This window comes from Candidatus Xianfuyuplasma coldseepsis (assembly GCF_014023125.1).
GTDB classification, from domain to species: domain Bacteria; phylum Bacillota_I; class Bacilli_A; order Izemoplasmatales; family Izemoplasmataceae; genus Xianfuyuplasma; species Xianfuyuplasma coldseepsis.
The window spans coordinates 1277413-1296830 of the sequence record NZ_CP048914.1 but is presented as its reverse complement, the minus strand read 5'-3'; the positions used below and the strand labels follow the sequence as shown (position 1 = coordinate 1296830).

The window sequence follows — 19418 nt, the reverse complement described above, 5'->3', positions numbered from 1 at the left end:
ACTTTCTACGAATTGAAGCCATATTTAGAAATATAGTCTTCTCCATCTTCATTTACTAAGCTTTTGTTTGCTTCATTGACACCGGTCTCTTTGTTGATTAACTCAACGTAGATTCCAAGTGATTGCAGTTCACGTGTTAAGACGCGGAAGGATTCTGGTAGACTTGGTTGTGGAATGCTCTTACCATCGACGATGGCACGGAATACTTTGTTCCGTCCGATTAAGTCATCGGACTTCACGGTAAGCATTTCTTGAAGCGCGTATGCAGCACCATAAGCTTCTAGTGCCCACACTTCCATTTCTCCGAAACGTTGTCCACCGTTTTGAGCTTTACCACCCATTGGTTGTTGGGTAACTAAAGTATATGGTCCAACGCTACGAGCATGGAGTTTATCATCCACCATGTGGTCTAGTTTAATCATGTACATAACACCAACGGATATATCATTATCAAACTTGTCTCCTGTTTGTCCTGAATACAAGCTTTGTTTTCCGGTTGGGCGCATTCCTGCTTCTTCCATGATTTCAGCTAAATCACTATTTTTAACGCCGTCAAATACCGGAGTAGCGACGTGAACACCTAAGCGTTTCGCAGCCATTCCTAAGTGAATCTCAAGAACCTGCCCAATGTTCATCCGTGATGGTACCCCAAGTGGGTTCAACATGATGTCAATTGGTGTTCCGTCTTCCATGTATGGCATATCTTCCACAGGAAGGATTTTCGAGATAACCCCTTTGTTCCCATGTCGACCGGCCATTTTGTCACCTTCATTGATTTTACGTTTTTGAACAATGAAGATTCGCACAACTTCATTTACCCCTGGTGGCAGTTCGTCACCATTGGCACGACTGAAGTATTTAACACTTTGAACAATACCGCCACCACCATGTGGTACTTTTAAGGAGGTGTCACGCACTTCACGTGATTTCTCCCCAAAGATGGCGAGTAATAATTTGTCTTCTGGGGTTGGATCGGTAACACCTTTTGGTGTAACTTTACCAACGAGAATATCACCCTCGAATACTTCCGCACCGGGGATAATAATTCCTTTTTCATCTAAGTAACGACGACCTTCTTCACTGACGTGAGGAATTTCGCGTGTAATTTCTTCTTTTCCAAGTTTGGTGTCGCGTGCTTCGAGTTCATATTTTTCAATGTGAATCGAGGTATATATGTCTTCTTTCACCAAGCGTTCTGACATAATGATCGCATCTTCATAGTTGTACCCATTCCAGGTCATGAAAGCAACGACAACGTTACGTCCTAACGCAAGTTCACCTTGGTCCATCGATGGACCATCGGTGATGGTATCACTGGCTTTGATTATATCGCCAACAGCGACGATTGGTGTTTGATTGATACAAGTACCTTGGTTTGAACGTTGGAATTTGTACATACTATAAACATCCAATTCACCGGTTTCACGACGAATCTTAATCACGTTTGAATCGACATATTCAACCACACCATCATGGGTAGCTACAAGAGCACTACCACTATCATGAGCAGCTTTAAACTCAATTCCAGTACCCACAAATGGTGCTTCGGGACGAAGTAGTGGAATTGCTTGGCGTTGCATGTTTGCACCCATTAATGCCCGGTTGGCATCATCGTGTTCTAAGAATGGGATACAAGCCGTACTAATCGATACAATCTGTTTTGGTGAAACGTCCATTAACTCCAGTTCCACTTTCGGGAACATTTTGGTTTCCCCTTGATGACGTGCAACAACACTTTCAGGGATGACTTTCATGTCATCGCCAACAATGGTGTTTCCTTGAGCGATGACGAAGCGTTCTTCTTCATCGGCGGACAAGTAGACCATTTCATCGGTTACGGTTGCTTCCCCTTTGTCATTGACATCCACTTTGAGATATGGGGTTTCCATAAATCCATATTTATTGACTTTTACGTAACTTGCCAAACTATTGATCAATCCGATGTTTTGTCCCTCAGGTGTTTCAATTGGACAAATACGTCCGTAGTGAGAGTTGTGAACGTCACGTACTTCAAATCCAGCACGGTCACGGGTTAATCCACCAGGACCAAGGGCACTGATCCGACGTTTGTGTGTCAATTCATCGAGTGGGTTCGTTTGTGCCATAAATTGGGATAACTGTGAGCTCCCAAAGAATTCTTTTAAGCTTGATGTTAAGGGACGAATGTTAATCAATTTCTGTGGTGTAATTTCATCAGGTTCTTTGGTGGACATCCGATCTTTAACATTTTTCTCCATTTTGGTTAGACCAATTCGGAATTGGTTTTTCAGTAATTCACCGATTAATCGCAAACGACGGTTTCCAAGATGATCGATATCATCCAAGGATCCAACGCGATCAAATAGATTTAAGTAGTAGGAAATACTGGCGACAATGTCTGATGGGACAATGTGAACAACATCCTCGTACGAGTTATTCCCAATGACTTTCACGACGATGTCTTCGTCATTTTCGTCTTTACTGAAGATTTCGAGTACTTGAATCTCAGCTAATTCAAAATAGATGTTTTCATTATCAAAGATGTTTTCAAATGCGGCTTTTACTTCTTTGACATGTGGTTTACCAAATTGTTCGGTAAAGATTTTTTCCGTCATTCCTTTGGACTCTAGGTACATGTTGTAGTACGTCGTCCACTCTTGGTATTCCTGGGATTTGATTTCATTGAGTAACGCTTCATCTGACATAAAGCTAAAGAGATCGTCATTCCCAACATGAACACCGCGGAATGCGGCTAGTTGTGTTTCAAAATCATATTCCAAATCGTAGGCACCTACACCGTATACTTTTTGAGTAAACAAGTGACGGTAGTCTTTTAATAGTTCAACGACTTTACGATTGATAAAGGTATTTTTTTCAACGATGATTTCACCGGTATCAGGATCGACTAAATCATAGGCTAGTCGTTTCCCATGAACACGGTTTAAGACATCGAGTTTTTTGTTTATTTTAAAGCGTCCAACTTCCGCTAAGTCGTAGCGTTTCGCATCAAATAAGCGACTCATCAAGAACGATTTCGCACCATCGATTGTTGCGGTTTCACCTTGACGTAGTTTCGAATAGACTTCCTTGATGGCTTCGCCAGAATCGTTGGTTGGATCTTTTGCTAATGTCAACGACAAAAGCTCGCTGTCACCATAGGTTTCAACGATTTGTTCACTACTGGAAAATCCTAATGCACGGAGTAATGTGGTGAGGGGGATTTTTTTACTTCTGTCCAATTTTACAAAGAGGACATTTTTCGATCCCATTTCGTACTCAAGCCAAGCTCCACGAGTTGGGATTACTTGTCCTAAATACTTGCTTTTTAGGGTTTTCTTATCAATGTTTTCCGAGAAGAATACACCCGCACTACGGACGATTTGCGACACGATAACCCGTTCACTACCGTTGATAATAAAACTACCGGTAGGTGTCATCATAGGGAAATCACCCATAAAGATTTTCTGTTGTTTAATTTCGCCAGTTTCTTTATTGACGAGTTTGACGTTTACTCGCAGTGGTCGTGAATAGGTCATATCTTTGATTTTGGATTCATTGATATCGTATTTCTCTGGACTAAGTTCATAATCCTCAAAATACATTTCAATTTCTTCCGTAAAGTTCTGAATCGGTGATATGTCGCGGAATAACTCCGCTAACCCTTTTTCTATAAACCATTTAAATGATTCTGTTTGTACTTTGATTAAGTCTGGAAGTTCCACATTCGACTTGACTCGCGAGTAGTTTCGTCGATCGCGGACTTTCCCGTATTTTACGATTTTATAACCCACAAAATTCACCCCATTTTTCTTGATAAAACAGTACAAAAAACGCAAAAATGCGCATCTTTTGGCAATTTAATATAATAACATAATTCTGTCAACTCGTCAATCACTTTTTACAAGTAATGACGTAGAAGCCTTTGTCTTTGCCAAGTACTTCAACGCTTGAATAGATGGTTTCAACATAATGTAGGGCACTCTTCGCACCGTGCTTTTTATTGATGACAAACACGAACGAACCGCCCGGATGTAGATGATGTACGGCACCGGATAATAATTGATATAATTTTTCTTTACCAACGCGGATTGGTGGATTGCTGACGATTAGATCATACGATCGATTGACATCATTAAATCCATCACTGTAAAAGACTGTAGCTATCGCATCGTTTTGCTTGATGTTCGTTGTAGCAAGCGATAGTGCTCGTTCATTGACATCAACCATGTCGACTTCAAGTCCAAATACCCGATGCAATACAAGTCCAATCGGTCCATAACCACACCCAAGATCAAGTGCCGTTTTAGCGGTGGCTTCAACCTTGAGATGGTTTAGTAATACAGCTGTTCCTCTGTCGAGGGAATCCTTGCTGAACACCCCGTGATCGGTGGTGCAAGAAAAATCGGTGTCATGAACACGAAAAGCAATCACTTGTGGATTGCTTTTTAGTGTTTTATCATTGTTCGTAAAGTAGTGTGACATCACATCATCCTCACGTTCTGTAAATAGGCAAAAACCTGAGCCGAAACTCAGGTTGTGTTGGAAAGCTTAATTATTTAACAGATACAACTGCTCCTGCTTCTTCTAATTGAGCTTTAAGTTCTTCTGCTTCTTCTGGTTTGATGTTTTCTTTGATTGGTGCAGGTGCACTATCAACTAAAGCTTTTGCTTCTTTTAATCCTAAACCAGTGATTGCGCGTACTGCTTTGATAACTGGAATTTTGCTTGTTCCAGGATTTTCTAATGTAACAGTAACTTCGCTTGGTCCTTCATCCGCTGCTGCTGCACCAGGTGCTGCGACTGCGACTGCGCTTGGATCAACACCAAACTCTTCTTTCATTAAATCAACTAAGTCTTTCAACTCTAATAACGTTTTTTCTTTCAACGCTTCAATAATTTCTTGGTTTGTTAATGCCATGATTGATTCCTCCTAAATTATTCTTGTGGACTTTCTAATTCTTGTGGACTTTCCATTTCTTGAGCCATTAAGTCTAACGCGATTGCAACCTCTTTAATAGGTTGTAAGATTCCAGATGCAATCATTGTGAGTAATGTCTCTCTTGATGGGATGGTTGCGATAACATTGATGTTTTCATTGTCCATGTACTCGCCATCGACGACCCCAACTTTTAATTCCAATGCTTTGTTTTGTAGTGCAAAGTCATAAATAACTTTTGCTGCAGAAACACTATCTTCGTGACTGAATGCGACGGCGTTTGGTCCAACCAATGCGTCTTCCAACTCGTTAAATCCAAGTTCGGAAGCTGCGCGGCGGGTAATGTTGTTCTTGATGACAGCCATTTCACATCCATTTTCACGCAATTCACGACGTAATCGTGTTACTTGTTCAACGGTTAATCCGCTATAATCAACGATAACGAAACTATTTGCCGTTTTCATCCGTTCAACCAATGCTTCTACTTCTAGTTTTTTACGTTCGATTGCTTTTACTGACACTCTCTTCACCTCCAACATGCTGTGTGAGTGTTTTTTATAAATAAAAACCTCCTATGTCATCGACAAAAGAGGTAGATCATTCATTCCTACTTTTGATCTCGTTGGGATATTAAGCATCTTGGCACCCAAGTCTTCGACATAAAGTTTTTATTTGATTGTTTGTGTGGTCCTACATTATCGTCTCTGAATCGACTTTAATACCAGGACCCATTGTTGATGCGATTGATACGTTTTGTACAAACACACCTTTAACGGTTGATGGTCTCAGTTTCACTAGTGTGTCGTAGATTACGCGGATATTTTCTTGTAACTTTTTGGTTTCAAATGATACTTTACCAACGGTTACGTGAATGTTTCCTACTTTATCAACACGATAGTTCACTTTACCAGCTTTAATTTCTGTAACTGCTTTTTCTACATCCATTGTTACCGTCCCTGTTTTCGGGTTTGGCATTAAGCCACGAGGACCAAGTACGCGTCCTAAACGTCCGATTTTTGACATCATGTCTGGGGTTGCAACAACTGTATCAAATCCCAGCCAACCTTTTTGGATTTTTTCGACGTATTCGTCGTCTCCAACAAAGTCAGCACCTGCTGCTTCAGCTTCTTTTGCTTTATCACCTTGTGCAAATACCAACACGGTTTTGGTTTTACCCGTACCATGTGGAAGTACAACGGCTCCACGTAAGTTTTGTTCAGCTTTACGAGGATCTAAGTTTAGGCGAATCGCAAATTCTACGGATGCATCAAATTTCTCGAATGATACTTTTTTCAGTAATTCAACTGCTTCAACTAAATCATATTTTTTTGCTTCAATTTGAGCAGCGGCAGCTAAGAATTTTTTTCCTTTTTTAGCCATTTGATTTACCTCCTAAATGTGGTCTAACGGAATCTCCTCCCACAAATAGTTGTCTATAATACAACTAATTGCTAGTCCTTAATTGTGATTCCCATGTTTCGTGCAGAACCGGCAATAATGTTCATTGCTGCTTCAATGTCATTTGCATTCAAGTCCGGCATTTTAATCTCTGCAATTTCTTGTAATTGAGCTTTAGTGATTGAACCTACTTTTTCCAATAATGGATTCCCTGCACCTTTTTCAACACCTGCCGCTTTTTTCAATAAGTCGCTGGCTGGTGGTGTTTTGGTGATGAACGTAAATGTCCGATCATCGTACACTGTAATAACAACAGGAATAATGTTCCCCATTTGTTCCTTGGTTGCTTCGTTGAATTTCAAGCAAAATTCTTGAATATTCACACCTGCTTGACCTAATGCTGGACCAACTGGTGGAGCTGGATTTGCACGTCCTGCTGGGATTTGCAGTTTTACAAGAGTCTTAATTTCTTTAGCCACGAAAGACACCTCCTCTTTTTTCGTGATGTGGTTAACAGATACGGTGTATCCTCCCACTCAAAAAATAGCATGGCACACTGCATGCCACGCTATTATATAATATATCTATATTGTTGTCAAGAATTTTCACTACAGCTTTTGAATATCGTCAAACGATAATTCAACCGGTGTTTGGCGACCAAACATATCGACCAACACCGTTACTTCTTGTTTCTCTTCATCAATGCTATCAATGGTACCAACTTGATCCCGGAATGGACCGGTAGCAACCCGTACTTTTTCATTGAGTGCCAGATCAATTTTGGTTACTTCCATCAAGCCGCATTTCTTCAGAATTGGATTGATTTCATCAGGAGGAAGTGGAACTGGTTTCGTACCGCCACCACTACTTCCAAGGAACCCTGTAACTCCAGGTGTGTTCCGTACAACAAACCATGAATCATCGGTTACAATCATTTCGACAAAGACATAACCAGGAAAGATTTTAACAATTTTCTCCTTTAACGTCCCGTCGTTTTTCCGCTCTTGGCGAATTTCTTCAGGAATCATGACTTGGAAAATCTTGTCCTCCATTTGCATTGATTCAATCCGGCGTTCCAAATTCAGCTTAACCGAATTTTCATACCCCGAATAGGTTTGAACGATATACCATCTACGTTCGCCTTCCATGCTATGCCCCTAATTCAGTAATCCATTGGAACAATCTGCGTAGTGGCCAGTCCACTATGAGGAAGAATGCAGATAAAATGATAATGAATCCAAATACTCGTGCGGAATGGTTTAAAATTGTTTTGCGATTGGGCCAAGTCACTTTTTTCATTTCTGCGAAACTTGGAACAAAGAATGGCCAGATTGCCATAAACAACGATACCACACCAATGACGATAACAACAATGGTAAAGATGATTCGCTTCGTTTCTGAATTGAAAATCCACCAATCTGTTAAACGAATTTCAAGCAATGCTTGGGTTGGATTCAAAATACCTTGCAATAAGTAGACACCTAAAATGATAACCAATGCCCCTAACACACCAAGTAAGATGCGTTCAAACGGGTATTCTTTACGTAAGATTTCCAAGACTCTGCTTGGTTTTTTGTCTGGGATTTGTAGTTTTGCCATAGTTAATCTCTCCTATTTACTCTCTTTGTGCAATGTATGCTTATCGCACCGTTTGCAATATTTTTTAACTTCTAATCTTGTTTGTTTATCCTTATTTTTATATGCCGTGTAATTGCGGGATAAACACTCTTCACAAATTAGAATAACTTTTTGTCTCATAATTATCAACTCTCTTGCAAATATACAATTTACCAAATTTGGACTTCTTTGTCAAGTTAGTTGTGAAAATGCTGCTTAATTTTTTGTTTTGCTCGGTGTAATGAATTGTATATTGTCTTATTTGGCAGATCACACTCTTGACTAATGAAGGAAATGCTGTAATTTTGAAGTTCTCTTAAAGTATACACTACAAACTCTTTTTTCGTAAGAATTTTCTTGATTTCATGCAAATATAACTCGTAATACGCCGAGTGATGATCACCATTGTGATTATGTTCATAAATAAACAACTCATTACTTCTAAAAATCTCACCCCGGCGAACACGCTTTGTGACAATGGTTATGAACCGTCGTTCAAGATTCAACATGAAGTAATTTGTAAAAGTCTTATTCTCTTTCTGGTCAAACGTCTGAATCGATTTGTATAAAATCATATATCCTTCTTGTAACATATCATCGTAATCATACCATAGGTTGAACTTTGAAATCTTTTTCGAAATCAGGTTTTTGTATTTCTCAAACATAAGTTCTAATGCATCGTGATTACCCTCGCGTATTTCATGGATAATCTCATAGTCATTATGTTTGATATACAACCTTACTCACCCTTTCTTCGAAACACCTCATACAAAACCAGCGCAGCACTAACGCTAGCGTTTAAACTGTTCACGTGACCATTCATTGGAATCTTAACAATATAGTCGCAATGATCCCGAATCAAGCGGCTCATTCCCCGGCCTTCACTACCAATCACGATACAGAGATCGGTCTCGACTTGAATGTCGTGAATTGTCTCGTTTGTATTCATGTCAGTACCGACAACCCAGAAGCCGTTTTCTTTCAATGTTAAGATGGTCTGATGCAGGTTGGTAACCGAGATAACATCGACATGTTCTATAGCTCCTGTTGACACTTTAGCGACTGCAGTGGTCAACTGTACCGACCGCTTTTTAGGAATAATAATTCCGTCGACATTAAAGGCATCTGCACTCCGCAAAATCGCTCCTAAATTATGGGGATCTTCAAGACCATCCAACATCACAAACACTTTCTGATTCTTCGGTTTTGCCAAAGCCTCTTCCAATGTAAGATAGGTATAATCCTCAATTTTAGCACCTACACCTTGATGATTCGGTGGCAATGTTTCATTAATCGTTTGTTTATTCATGAACGTAAATGGAATATTGTTTTCACGAGCAAGTTTCAAGATCTCCCGATTGGTATGATCTTGAATGTAGATTTCATAAACGGTTCGTCCGACACGAATCGCTTCCATAATGGTGTTTTTACCAGTAATAATCGTTGCCATATTGTCACGTCCTTTACTAGATATATTGTACCATAAATATGCTCCATCTCCTATTGAGAAATATCAAAATGTATTGCTCTAATTGGCATCAATTTGTATAATGATTGTATACGAGAGGGTGATGCATTTGGATACCTATACCGCAAAGCGTATATTGGATGGAAATATGACAAAAACAATTGGTTGTACCGATATCGGTATCGTTGGTTATATAGCCTCCATTGGTGCGTATTTATTACGGAATAAAACAATTAAATCAGTCGACTTAATCATGAGCGATGAACTGTACAAAAACAGTGTCAATGTTGGGGTTCCCGGATTACGTAAGAGTGGTCTTAATAAAGCCTTAGCACTTGGAATCCTATTAAAAAACCCCAACAAGCAACTCAGCGTTTTTGAAAGTGTCACCCATGATGATATCGATCAAATAGAAGCGTTATTGGATCGCATTGATGTCTCGATAACTCATCGCAAGTTCGATGATACGGTTCTATACGAAGAACTATACATCACCTCTGTCGAAGGGGATCATGTTCGAATTGTCATCAAGGATTTTTACGACAATGTGGTACGTGTTACCCGGAATGGTGAAGTATTAAAAGAGTTCGAAAAGGATGCCTTGATTGGACGTGTCAACAAATATCGAATCCATAATTACGATGAGATACTAGACTTCGTCGAAGCCGGTGATTTTGACGATTTGGAAGAATTGTTTCGTATTGCCACAGAACAATACAACTCCGCTCGGGAAGAAATTACCAAAGAAGGTGGCAATTACCTTGTCGAGGACTTGCCAGAAGCTCAAAAAACGTGTTTATATGACCTTTCCAACTTCTTGCGTAAACACATTACAGTACCCTCACGAAAACGAATGCAAGGGGATATTTACACCGTATATGGTGTTGCTGGCTCAGGTAACCTTGGGATTGGTACATTGGTTACGCCGTTATTTCTCAGTGATGCCTTCAACCTGAACGAATATGAAACCAAGCAAGTCATCGTATTATCATTCCTAACAAGTGTCTATGTTAAACAGGAAATGAGCGTTGTTACGGTATTATGTGGTACCGGACACGCAACCGGATGTAGTAGTGCCGCAACCACCACTTATGTGAAAGGTGGATCACGTGAACAAATCAAACAGTCGATCAATATGTATCTCGCCAGTTCGATGGGTGTCGTCTGTGACGGAGCCAAAGTATCTTGTACGTATAAAGTATCCTTTGCAGCCATGAACGGAATGATTGCTGGAAAAACCGTCCTGGACCATCCCAATACCTGTGATGGTATTGGATTAAACCGGCTCAGTGTCGATGAAACAATCCGGAATGTCGGTATTCTAAACAACGATATTTTAAGCAATGCAAACAAGGGAATTATCGATTTAATTTAGAAATCGATGATTCTTTTTTTTGAGGATTATAAATCACTTGATATTCCCATTTAAATCTATTGTTCTAGTGGTTAAAAAATGATATAATACCACTTGTAACCGTTAAAATGCGTACTCTAATTATTTTTCTAGCTTTGGGAGGAACCACCATGATTAAACGCAATCAAGACTATATATCAAAATTCTTAGTGATTCTGGCAATCATCATATTTCTGGATGTGATGAACGTCATTATGAACTTGTACATCAATGTCAATGACGAACTGGGCATCAATGTTGTGGATATGTTATTTATCATTAAACTCATCGGTTCAATCAGTCTCTTTGCCGTATTGTTACGATGGGCCAGTAACAAGGATAACACGCTTCAAAAACAACAACTTGTCATTCATACCATCTATGTGATATTGGTTTCGATGTTCTATTTCTTCATTATGTACTTATTCAAGTATTCCATCATCTTAAACGCCATGGATATCTTACGAAATAAAATGATCGATGGAAACCCCGCTACTTTATTAAACTTTGCGATTTATACTTACAACACATTGAAATTTGTCAAGAGCTCCTATCAAGGATTTAATTCCGAGTTTATTCTCATGTTACAAATTGTCTTCCTTGTCTGGCATTTACGCAATCTGATGACCCTCGATATCGAGGAGGAAGAAACTGAACATTATGACGATTTCTTGTTTGTTAGAGGTCATAAATTCGTTGCATTAGCAATGATTATCGTATCGTTCCTATCCATTAATATTTTCGAGTATATCTACGACCCCCTCGAAGCTGTGATGTTCTTGGTTTCATCGTTCATCTTTACAATTCAAATTCCCATATTCTTGTTTCTCAATCGGATTTGGGCAATGGATCGCAACCACACCTTACCAAGTGAATTCAAAACATTCTACAAAGTCGTTAATGTATTACTATACGTTACTGTAATCGGATTGGGAATCTACTTAGGAATTCAAGTAATCGCGCTCAGTCAAGGAAGTTTCAGTTATCGTTTCTTCATGAGTGTCGCTGGATTCATCACTTCATTCTATATGTTGCTATCTGTGAATAAGATTCGTAGTTTAATCGTCTAAGACAACCGCTGGTTGTCTTTTTTTTATCAAAAAAAACACCCAACAATGTGTTGGGTGTTTCGTTTATACCATCGATTTAATTTCGTCAATATGGTACGTATAATACAAACTGGGCGAATAGGTATCCGAATATTCCATAACCGCATAGGTATTGTCTAGAATGCCAATATTCACAGTCGAAATGACATTGTGACGGGTACGGATGAAGATGATTTCCGCGAGTTGTTTTTTCGTCGTTTCATCCAAGGTGTCAATGTGTTTGATTTGGGTAATCAACAAACGATTTACCTTGATTTTTTGGTTGAGTAATGAATCTTTCAATCGATTGATTTCATCATTGTATTCATCCACGTAAAACTCGGGTTCATCCTTGTTCAAATAGATCACCACTTCAAGGATATTCATCGCCAGCATTTTCTTTATTGTATCGTGTTTAACACGATAGAAGAATGCGTGACGTTGATCGCGTTTATGCAACTTGTAGTCGTGTTGTTTTAAGTACGCCGTTAGTTGGCTTAAATCATGCATGCGCGTCACTTGTAATGGTTCACCTTGCTGTTCGTAAATACGATGCAAATACGACAAGTTCATGAAGTATGTCAGACGATCGCTGGCATACGATGTCACAAAAATCGTTAGTAAGAAAAAGACAAATGTTAATGTTACAATCAGGTTTCCACCATCGGTCGCGATATAGCCATAAATGAGAAGTCCAATTCCACCTAAGAAGTATACTGTGTATGCTAGAATGGTTTTCAAAAAGGCACGATGAATCTGTTTGATCATGATGGATAATCCCATTGCATCGCAAAGTAAATCGATGCAACAATGAGCAGGGCAGCCGCAATCATAATTTCTAAGTATACGGTATCTCGCACATCCCTTTTTTTGTACATTATATAATCACTCAAACTGGGAAAGCGTTTCTTAAAATCTCCGCTTACAACTGATCGGAATGAGTATTGGAAGCCATAGAAGAACTGTCCCGTATTGAGGTGCGCCATCAGTCCTGGGAAGAACCCAAGCACACCGACAATGAACAGTGAATTCGATAATGCATCAACATCACCAAACTCTTTGCTAAATCCACGGATAAAGACGATGTAATGAACCAATAGGAAGACGAGTACCAGGAGTACAAGAATAATGATAAAACGACCGAGTTTCATTATTATTTCTTGTTCGCCTTAATTCGAGCTTGATATTCTTCAAACTCTTTGGTATTACATAAGACAACATGCCCTGGTTCTACTTCACGCAAAGTTGGTCCTTCCACGGAATAATCATGTTGTTTCATTGGATTATATCGTTTAATTTCGCCCCGTGCTTGTTCGTATAATGGGTCCGGATGAGGAATCGAATCAATTAACGACAGGGTGTATGGGTGAAGTGGGTTATCAAAGATTTTGTCTTTGTCCCCAATTTCCACAATTTTACCAAAGTACATAACCGCAACACGATCACTGAAGTATTTAACAACCGATAAATCATGTGCGATAAATAGGATGGTTACCCCAAAGTTTTCACGTAGATCGTTCAACAAGTTGATAACTTGTGCCCGAATCGATACATCAAGCGCACTGATTGGCTCATCAGCAATGATAAAGGATGGATTCGCAACAAGTGCGCGTGCAATCCCAATCCGTTGCCGTTGCCCACCAGAGAACTCATGCGGATAACGAGCTGCATGTTCCGGAACCAACCCAACTATTTTGAGTGATTCTTTGACACGACGATCGATTTCAGCTTCATCTTTTTCACCGTTGATTCGAAGTCCTTCGGCAATAATTTCCTTAACTGTCATCCGTGGATTCAAGGATGCAATCGGGTCTTGGAAAATCATTTGCATACGACGCATTAAGTCTTTGTTCCGACGTAAAATACGACGGCGTTCAATATGTTTAACGCGTTTGATCCGTATTTCATTTAAACGAACTTCTTTTTTGGTGCTTACCAAATTATTTTTGGCTTTTTTAACTTCTTCCTTCAACTCTTTATTCGTAGGATCCGCTTGTGCTTCAGCAGTTACTCGTTGTAACTCAAGTTCTGCTTCACCGACGCGTTTTTTCGCATCGTCAATTTTATCGTTGAATTCTTTCAAACGTTCTTGCACATCGGGTGAATCTTCCGTTAGAGCCTTGGCTTCTTTTTTCATTTCTGGAGTGACAACACGTTCAAACTTTTTGTCATAGATAACTTGTTTATAGTCTTCTCGTGAAATTTCTCCAGCTTTTAACATTTTTTTGGCTTCGCGTACATCCGCAATAATGCGTTGTCCGTGGAAAAATACATTCCCTCCGGTTGCGTTATACAACTTGATAATCGCCCGTCCGGTGGTTGTTTTCCCACAACCAGACTCACCTACAAGGGAGAATACTTCTCCTTTGTAGACACTGAAGGAAATATCGTCAACCGCTTTAACAACGATTTTCTTCTTTCCTCGTCCTGAGGTGAAATAATGTTTTAAATGTTCTACACGTAATATTTCATCGCCTATTTTAGCCATTATTTACTCACCTCTTTTTTTCCAACACGTTGATTGTATTTCGCAACCCGTTCGCGAATCACTTTTGGCATTTCAACTTTTGGTGCATCCGGGTGGAGCAACCATGTTGCTGCGTAGTGGGTATCGCTTACTTTAAAGTATGGGGGTTGTTCGAGAAAATCAATTTTCAGTGCATAGTGATTTCGATCCGCAAATGCATCCCCAACTGGTGGGAATAACATATCCGGAGGTGTTCCTGGAATAGAGATCAAACGATCGGTTGTATCCAGGTCCGGTACACTGGATAATAATGCCCATGTATAAGGGTGTTGTGGGTTATAGAAGATCTCTTCAGATGTTCCATATTCCACAATTTTACCAGCGTACATTACCGCAACACGGCTCGCCATATTCGCCACTACACCAAGGTCATGGGTAATAAAGATAACAGACAAGTCCCGTTCGGTTTTAATTTCTTTGATTAAGTTTAAGATTTGTTGCTGAATTGTAACGTCAAGTGCCGTGGTTGGCTCATCACAAATCAATAACTCAGGATTCGCGGTTAACGCAGTAGCGATAACGATCCGTTGTCGCATACCTCCAGAGAATTGGAAGGGGTATTGGTAGAAGCGTTTTTCCGCTTCAGGAATACCAACTTCAGTCATGATTTCAATTGCCCGTTCAAAGGCTTCTTTTTTCGTTACTTTAAACTGACGACGCAACTCTTCTTTAGCATCATCTACTTCATTGGATTTTGCTTTGAGTTGAGCTTTGTAGTCTTCTTTCACAGCAGTAATTTCATGTTGTTTTGCTTTATACGCGTCTTTTTGATCTTTCTTAAGCGCTTTAAGCTCTTGTTTTTTCGCTTTGAAAGCAGCTTTGAACTCGTGTGCTTCGGCATATTCGGCTTTTTTGTCTTTCAAGGCTTGAAGCTCAGCCGTTTTACTGTCAAGTGCATCTTTTTGTTCAGCAGCTAGCGCTTCAAGTTCTTTGGTTACACGTTCCGTTGTTTCTGCGAGCACTTTGGCATATTCGGCTTTAATGACTTCTAGTTCTTTCGCAACACGTTCTTGCGTTTCTTTGACTTTAGCTTGACCGCTTGCTCTGATTTCATCGTATTCTTTTTTAACGATGGCTTCCGCTTCCTTTTTCTTGTCTTGATAGACTTTCTTTAAACCAGGAACTTCTGCTTTTAAGTCAGCAATACGAGCTTTACGATCGGCTTTCAGTTCTTTGATTTGTTCCTTTTTCTCCTCTTTTGACAAGTCATCATTGACATTGATTTCATAGGCAAAGTCTTTGATTTCTTGTTTCAAGATTCGAATTTCTTCGATCAAGTTCAAATAATCATGATACTCTGTATGATACAAATCCAACTCTTTGTTACGGACGCGGTTCCCGTTAACAAGCATCGCTTCGGTAATTTGTTTCCCGATACGCATCGTCGGGTTCAAACTAGAGAGTGGATCTTGGAAGATCATCCCAATTTTGTTCCCTCGGATTTTATGGAAGTTGGCTTCGGATAATTTTGTTAAGTCTTGGTTGTTGTATAAAATTTCTCCTCCATCAATGATGGCGTTACGAGCGAGTATTCCCATGATGGCACGATTGGTAACAGATTTCCCACTACCAGACTCACCAACGATGGCAAGTGTTTCCCCTTTGTAAAGGTCAAAGGTAACGTCACGAACGGCGCGAACCAATCCATTTGGAGTCCGGAACGAAACACTTAAGTTCTTAACTTCTAATACTTTTTCTTTATTCATTAGTTACTACCTCGCAATTGTGGGTTGAGTGCGTCGCGCAACGCGTTCCCAAACATGTTAAATGTAATCATCAAAATCGATACAATGATCGTTGGATAGATGATGAGCCACAAGTTACCGGCCAAGATTTGAGTTTGTCCATCATTTAGGATAACCCCAATCGATGTACCTGTTAACTCGATAGGACCAATCGACAATTTTTGTCCATTCCCGATCCCAAATCCTAAGTATGACAAGTTAACTTCTAAGAAGATAACTGCTGGGATACTCAAGATAACACGAGTAACAATCGTTCCAAGAGCATTTGGTAAAATGTGTTTAAAGATAATCCGACGGTCGGTTGCACCCATTGTTCTCGCTGCGAGTACGTATTCACGTCCACGATAACGATAGAATTGAAGACGGGTGATTTTCGCAGCCCCGATCCAACCATCGTATACCATGAAGATATACAGCGCGAGGAATCCAGGACCGATGATAACCGTGATGATCGAAATCATCGTAATTTGTGGGAAACTTCCCCAAATATCGGTAAACCGTTCCATCAAGATATCGATTTGGCCACCATAGTATCCAGATATGGATCCCCAAATAATTCCGAAGAATATGTTGGTTAGTGCTGCCAAGAATCCAAGTAATAATGATGTTCGTAGACCCAACCAAATTAAACTGAATAGGTCTTTTCCACCAACATCAGTACCAAAGAGGAAGTATGGGATTTCATCAAATCCAAGGGCATACTGTCCGTCCATCATAACTTTATAGTCACGAATGGTTCTTGTTTCGGTTCCGATGATGGTTACACCGTCATCACCATAAATGTTAAATACACGATCATTTTCAATGTACTCTAATACTCTAGTAATTGGATACCCATCATCAAATGTCCAAGCGTTATCATCGTTTGGATTAATTTTGATGCTGTCTTCCATACCAGGATTTTCGGATAGAATACGGTCGTATTCTTTTCCTCCGATTTGCTGATAGACATCGTCAAATAAGGCTGAATATGCATCGTATACAAAACTTGCTACTAAGCGTTCTGCATTTTTACGAAGATACGTACCTTGTTCGGTTTCATCACTTACTGAAACTTGTTGAAAATTGGCTAATGTATATCCCGTATATTCACGGAACAACACTGGATCATCAACACCATTATCGTATTCTGTATAAATCGAATTCAATGAAATATACTTGTCGTTACTGCCTGCGGGATCATTCGACACAAAACGAACTGCAAACAATCCGTAAGCACCTTGACTGACATCAATTGTGGTGACGCCTGCAGTGTCTACTTCACCGATTTTTCTAATGAGGTCTGTATTGTCCCATGTGACTTTTACATCACCAATATAGTCGGTAATCATACCCACATACTCGACGGTTTCTTCGGTGACGATATCAACATAAGAGATTTCTTCTGTTGCCCCATTTTCTTTTTTAAGAACCATATAAATTTCTAAAGTTCCGCCGGAAATTTCATTAACATCAACGTAGATGGTCTCGTTCGAACTAAGTGTAATGTATGCGCGATCGGCAGCCGCAACAGAGTAATAACCAGCGTCAATACCCATTTCAACGGTCCCACCAACGTAATCAGGATGAATTTCAGAGCCAATGATAATGTAATTATCAAGTGTAGACATGTCAATAAAATCTTCATTAAACTCGAGTTCATTTGGCACACCTAGACCCGTTGTTTCTCTAATAGTATCGCGATCTACGGTAATATTTTTATAGAATTTTGTACCATCAAAAATACCCATGTCAGATAAGATTGGTACACGTGGTGGTAATAAGTCCAACGTAGAGTTGGTTTCACTATACAATTCTTCCGGGGTTAAAATCGGAACAATAATGGATAGTAAAATCATTGTAGCTAAAATGATGGTTGCAATAACATTGTATTTGTTTCGACCGAAACGAACCATTGCATCTTGGAAATAAGACAATTGTTTGGTCTTCAATTCAATGTCGCTAATCTTTTTATCATCTTCATTGACTAATGTAAAATAGTCTTTTGGAAAGTCTTGTTTAGCCATTATCGTTTCGCCCCCATTCTGATCCGTGGATCAATAATTCCGTAGGACAAGTCAACAATCAGCACAGCAAATAGTGCGATAACACTATAAAATGCACTTGAACTCATCAAAACGTTATAATCATAAGCTCCTTTTGTTAGTGCCCGTAAGGTAACGGAACCAACACCAGGAATGGCGTAGACTCGTTCTAAGATAAACGATCCACTAAGTAACCGTGCAAAAGACCCGATAATAATCGGTATCATTGGAACAAGTGAATTACGGATAGCATGACGCAATACCGCTTGTTGATGACTTAACCCTTTGGTTTTTGCCAATAAGACAAATTCACTCGTTAATACTTCCGATAACTCCGCACGTAACATCCGTGTAAATCCAGCAACGGCTGGTAAACCAGCAGCCACAACAGGGATGACGTAACCACGAGCTAGAGCCCAAAAATCAGACCGAGCAATGATCGGAAATAGCGATGGTAAGAAATTATCTAATTGGTAACTAAATAGAATTATCAGCAATAAGATAAAAACCAGCGCTGGTAATGATAGGAAAAAGATAATAAAAATCTGCATCAAGTTATCAATCAATGTATCTTTTTTAAGCGCTGCAATAATACCAAAAGTAAATCCAAGTGGAATATAAAATACCAAAATTAAGATATTTAACGAAAGTGTAAGAGGAATTCGCTCAGCAATAATATCAAATGCTGGTGTATTTGCTCGAATCTTCGTTGAATATCCCCAATCCCATTCAGTAATAACGTTTTTTAACCATTGTTGATACTGAATAACTGTTGGTACTCGATAAAACACTTTGGTTGTCGTTGAATCATTAATTGGGTTAAGTATAAATACCGTACGATTTAGTTCGTCTTCATACTCGACTTTGATTGATTCGACGATTTCAAGATCTTCATCGCTATCAGTGTAATACTCCCTTGTGTAATAGCCATCATAGACTTGTCGTTCAAGCCAAACGTCCCGTTCCTCAACTTTGGCAGGTGGATATTCTGGTGCTGTTTTCAACAAGACAAAGGTAATTGTCAATGTTGAAAAGAGAATAATGAAAATCCAGATCACCCGCTGAATAATGTAATTTCTCATAACTTCATCCTCACTTTAACAAAATAAAAAATTTCCAGTATTATAATTATACTATATATATATATTAAATACAATGATGTTGAATAAAAAAATTATGTACTAGTGATTCTTTATTTTGTGATTATTTTGAATGCCAAAACATTTATATTTAGTCGTTGGCG

The 19418-nt window shown here is 39.4% G+C and carries 19 protein-coding genes, 1 pseudogene and 1 other annotated feature; of the genes and pseudogenes, 2 read left to right on the top strand and 18 right to left on the bottom strand.

The genetic code is table 11. From position 1 onward, the window contains the following. Nucleotides 1–5: 5 nt before the first annotated feature. From rpoB to rlmB, 11 genes are all read right to left on the bottom strand, one after another. Entirely contained in the window at nucleotides 6–3770 is a 3765-nt protein-coding gene (gene rpoB / locus G4Z02_RS06195) for a DNA-directed RNA polymerase subunit beta (protein ID WP_258877150.1), read from the bottom strand. A gap of 100 nt (nucleotides 3771–3870) precedes the next feature. Next, nucleotides 3871–4461, bottom strand: a complete 591-nt coding sequence (locus G4Z02_RS06190; RefSeq protein WP_258877149.1) for a class I SAM-dependent methyltransferase — start codon at nucleotides 4459–4461, stop codon at nucleotides 3871–3873. A gap of 70 nt (nucleotides 4462–4531) precedes the next feature. Next, nucleotides 4532–4897 (bottom strand): 50S ribosomal protein L7/L12, encoded by a 366-nt coding sequence (gene rplL, locus G4Z02_RS06185; protein WP_309544566.1) that lies wholly within the window; start codon nucleotides 4895–4897, stop codon nucleotides 4532–4534. Between the two features lie 17 nt (nucleotides 4898–4914). Further along, entirely contained in the window at nucleotides 4915–5436 is a 522-nt protein-coding gene (rplJ, locus tag G4Z02_RS06180; protein ID WP_258877148.1) for a 50S ribosomal protein L10, read from the bottom strand. Between the two features lie 32 nt (nucleotides 5437–5468). Next, nucleotides 5469–5591: a sequence feature (ribosomal protein L10 leader region), on the bottom strand. Nucleotides 5592–5605: 14 nt separating this feature from the next. Further along, nucleotides 5606–6295 carry a 50S ribosomal protein L1 gene (rplA, locus tag G4Z02_RS06175; protein WP_258877147.1) on the bottom strand — a complete coding sequence of 230 codons (690 nt, stop codon included), beginning with the start codon at nucleotides 6293–6295 and terminating at the stop codon, nucleotides 5606–5608. Between the two features lie 71 nt (nucleotides 6296–6366). Continuing rightward, on the bottom strand, nucleotides 6367–6792 hold the full coding sequence (gene rplK, locus G4Z02_RS06170) for a 50S ribosomal protein L11 (RefSeq protein WP_258877146.1): 426 nt from the start codon (nucleotides 6790–6792) through the stop codon (nucleotides 6367–6369). A gap of 129 nt (nucleotides 6793–6921) precedes the next feature. Continuing rightward, on the bottom strand, nucleotides 6922–7461 hold the full coding sequence (nusG, locus tag G4Z02_RS06165) for a transcription termination/antitermination protein NusG (RefSeq protein WP_258877145.1): 540 nt from the start codon (nucleotides 7459–7461) through the stop codon (nucleotides 6922–6924). 1 nt (nucleotide 7462) lies between these two features. Next, nucleotides 7463–7912, bottom strand: a complete 450-nt coding sequence (gene secE, locus G4Z02_RS06160) for a preprotein translocase subunit SecE (RefSeq protein ID WP_258877144.1) — start codon at nucleotides 7910–7912, stop codon at nucleotides 7463–7465. 12 nt (nucleotides 7913–7924) lie between these two features. Continuing rightward, nucleotides 7925–8071, bottom strand: a complete 147-nt coding sequence (rpmG, locus tag G4Z02_RS06155; protein WP_258877143.1) for a 50S ribosomal protein L33 — start codon at nucleotides 8069–8071, stop codon at nucleotides 7925–7927. A 56-nt stretch (nucleotides 8072–8127) separates the two neighbouring features. Beyond that, nucleotides 8128–8667, bottom strand: a complete 540-nt coding sequence (locus G4Z02_RS06150) for a sigma-70 family RNA polymerase sigma factor (RefSeq protein ID WP_258877142.1) — start codon at nucleotides 8665–8667, stop codon at nucleotides 8128–8130. A 2-nt stretch (nucleotides 8668–8669) separates the two neighbouring features. After that, the gene (rlmB, locus tag G4Z02_RS06145; RefSeq protein ID WP_258877141.1) at nucleotides 8670–9380 is read right to left on the bottom strand and encodes a 23S rRNA (guanosine(2251)-2'-O)-methyltransferase RlmB; all 711 of its coding nucleotides are present in this window, start codon (nucleotides 9378–9380) and stop codon (nucleotides 8670–8672) included. Nucleotides 9381–9507: 127 nt separating this feature from the next. Here rlmB and G4Z02_RS06140 point away from each other — a divergent pair, with 127 nt between their 5' ends. Both G4Z02_RS06140 and G4Z02_RS06135 read left to right on the top strand, forming a co-directional pair. After that, nucleotides 9508–10773, top strand: a complete 1266-nt coding sequence (locus G4Z02_RS06140) for an L-serine ammonia-lyase, iron-sulfur-dependent, subunit alpha (protein WP_258877140.1) — start codon at nucleotides 9508–9510, stop codon at nucleotides 10771–10773. 149 nt (nucleotides 10774–10922) lie between these two features. Further along, nucleotides 10923–11861 (top strand): hypothetical protein, encoded by a 939-nt coding sequence (locus G4Z02_RS06135; protein WP_258877139.1) that lies wholly within the window; start codon nucleotides 10923–10925, stop codon nucleotides 11859–11861. Nucleotides 11862–11924: 63 nt separating this feature from the next. Here the strand turns inward: G4Z02_RS06135 and G4Z02_RS06130 are convergent, their stop codons facing one another. The 7 genes and pseudogenes from G4Z02_RS06130 to G4Z02_RS06095 all read right to left on the bottom strand — a co-directional run bounded on the left by G4Z02_RS06130 (nucleotide 11925) and on the right by G4Z02_RS06095 (nucleotide 19257). Further along, the gene (locus G4Z02_RS06130) at nucleotides 11925–12647 is read right to left on the bottom strand and encodes a hypothetical protein (protein WP_258877138.1); all 723 of its coding nucleotides are present in this window, start codon (nucleotides 12645–12647) and stop codon (nucleotides 11925–11927) included. Next, nucleotides 12644–13030: a DUF3899 domain-containing protein gene (locus tag G4Z02_RS06125; RefSeq protein WP_258877137.1), complete on the bottom strand. Its 387-nt coding sequence runs from the start codon at nucleotides 13028–13030 to the stop codon at nucleotides 12644–12646. Before G4Z02_RS06125 ends, G4Z02_RS06130 begins: the two co-directional genes overlap by 4 nt. Nucleotides 13031–13032: 2 nt before the next feature. After that, the gene (locus G4Z02_RS09650) at nucleotides 13033–14016 is read right to left on the bottom strand and encodes an ATP-binding cassette domain-containing protein (protein ID WP_478210254.1); all 984 of its coding nucleotides are present in this window, start codon (nucleotides 14014–14016) and stop codon (nucleotides 13033–13035) included. 165 nt (nucleotides 14017–14181) lie between these two features. Continuing rightward, nucleotides 14182–14367, bottom strand: a pseudogene (locus tag G4Z02_RS09645) (ATP-binding cassette domain-containing protein); the annotation flags it as partial. Next, nucleotides 14367–16112 carry an oligopeptide/dipeptide ABC transporter ATP-binding protein gene (locus G4Z02_RS09595; protein WP_309544564.1) on the bottom strand — a complete coding sequence of 582 codons (1746 nt, stop codon included), beginning with the start codon at nucleotides 16110–16112 and terminating at the stop codon, nucleotides 14367–14369. The gene G4Z02_RS09595 and the pseudogene G4Z02_RS09645, both read right to left, overlap by 1 nt. Then, nucleotides 16112–18157 (bottom strand): ABC transporter permease, encoded by a 2046-nt coding sequence (locus tag G4Z02_RS06100; protein WP_258877136.1) that lies wholly within the window; start codon nucleotides 18155–18157, stop codon nucleotides 16112–16114. The genes G4Z02_RS09595 and G4Z02_RS06100 overlap by 1 nt, the downstream gene beginning before the upstream one ends. After that, nucleotides 18157–19257 carry an ABC transporter permease gene (locus G4Z02_RS06095; RefSeq protein WP_258877135.1) on the bottom strand — a complete coding sequence of 367 codons (1101 nt, stop codon included), beginning with the start codon at nucleotides 19255–19257 and terminating at the stop codon, nucleotides 18157–18159. The genes G4Z02_RS06100 and G4Z02_RS06095 overlap by 1 nt, the downstream gene beginning before the upstream one ends. Nucleotides 19258–19418 lie beyond the last annotated feature (161 nt).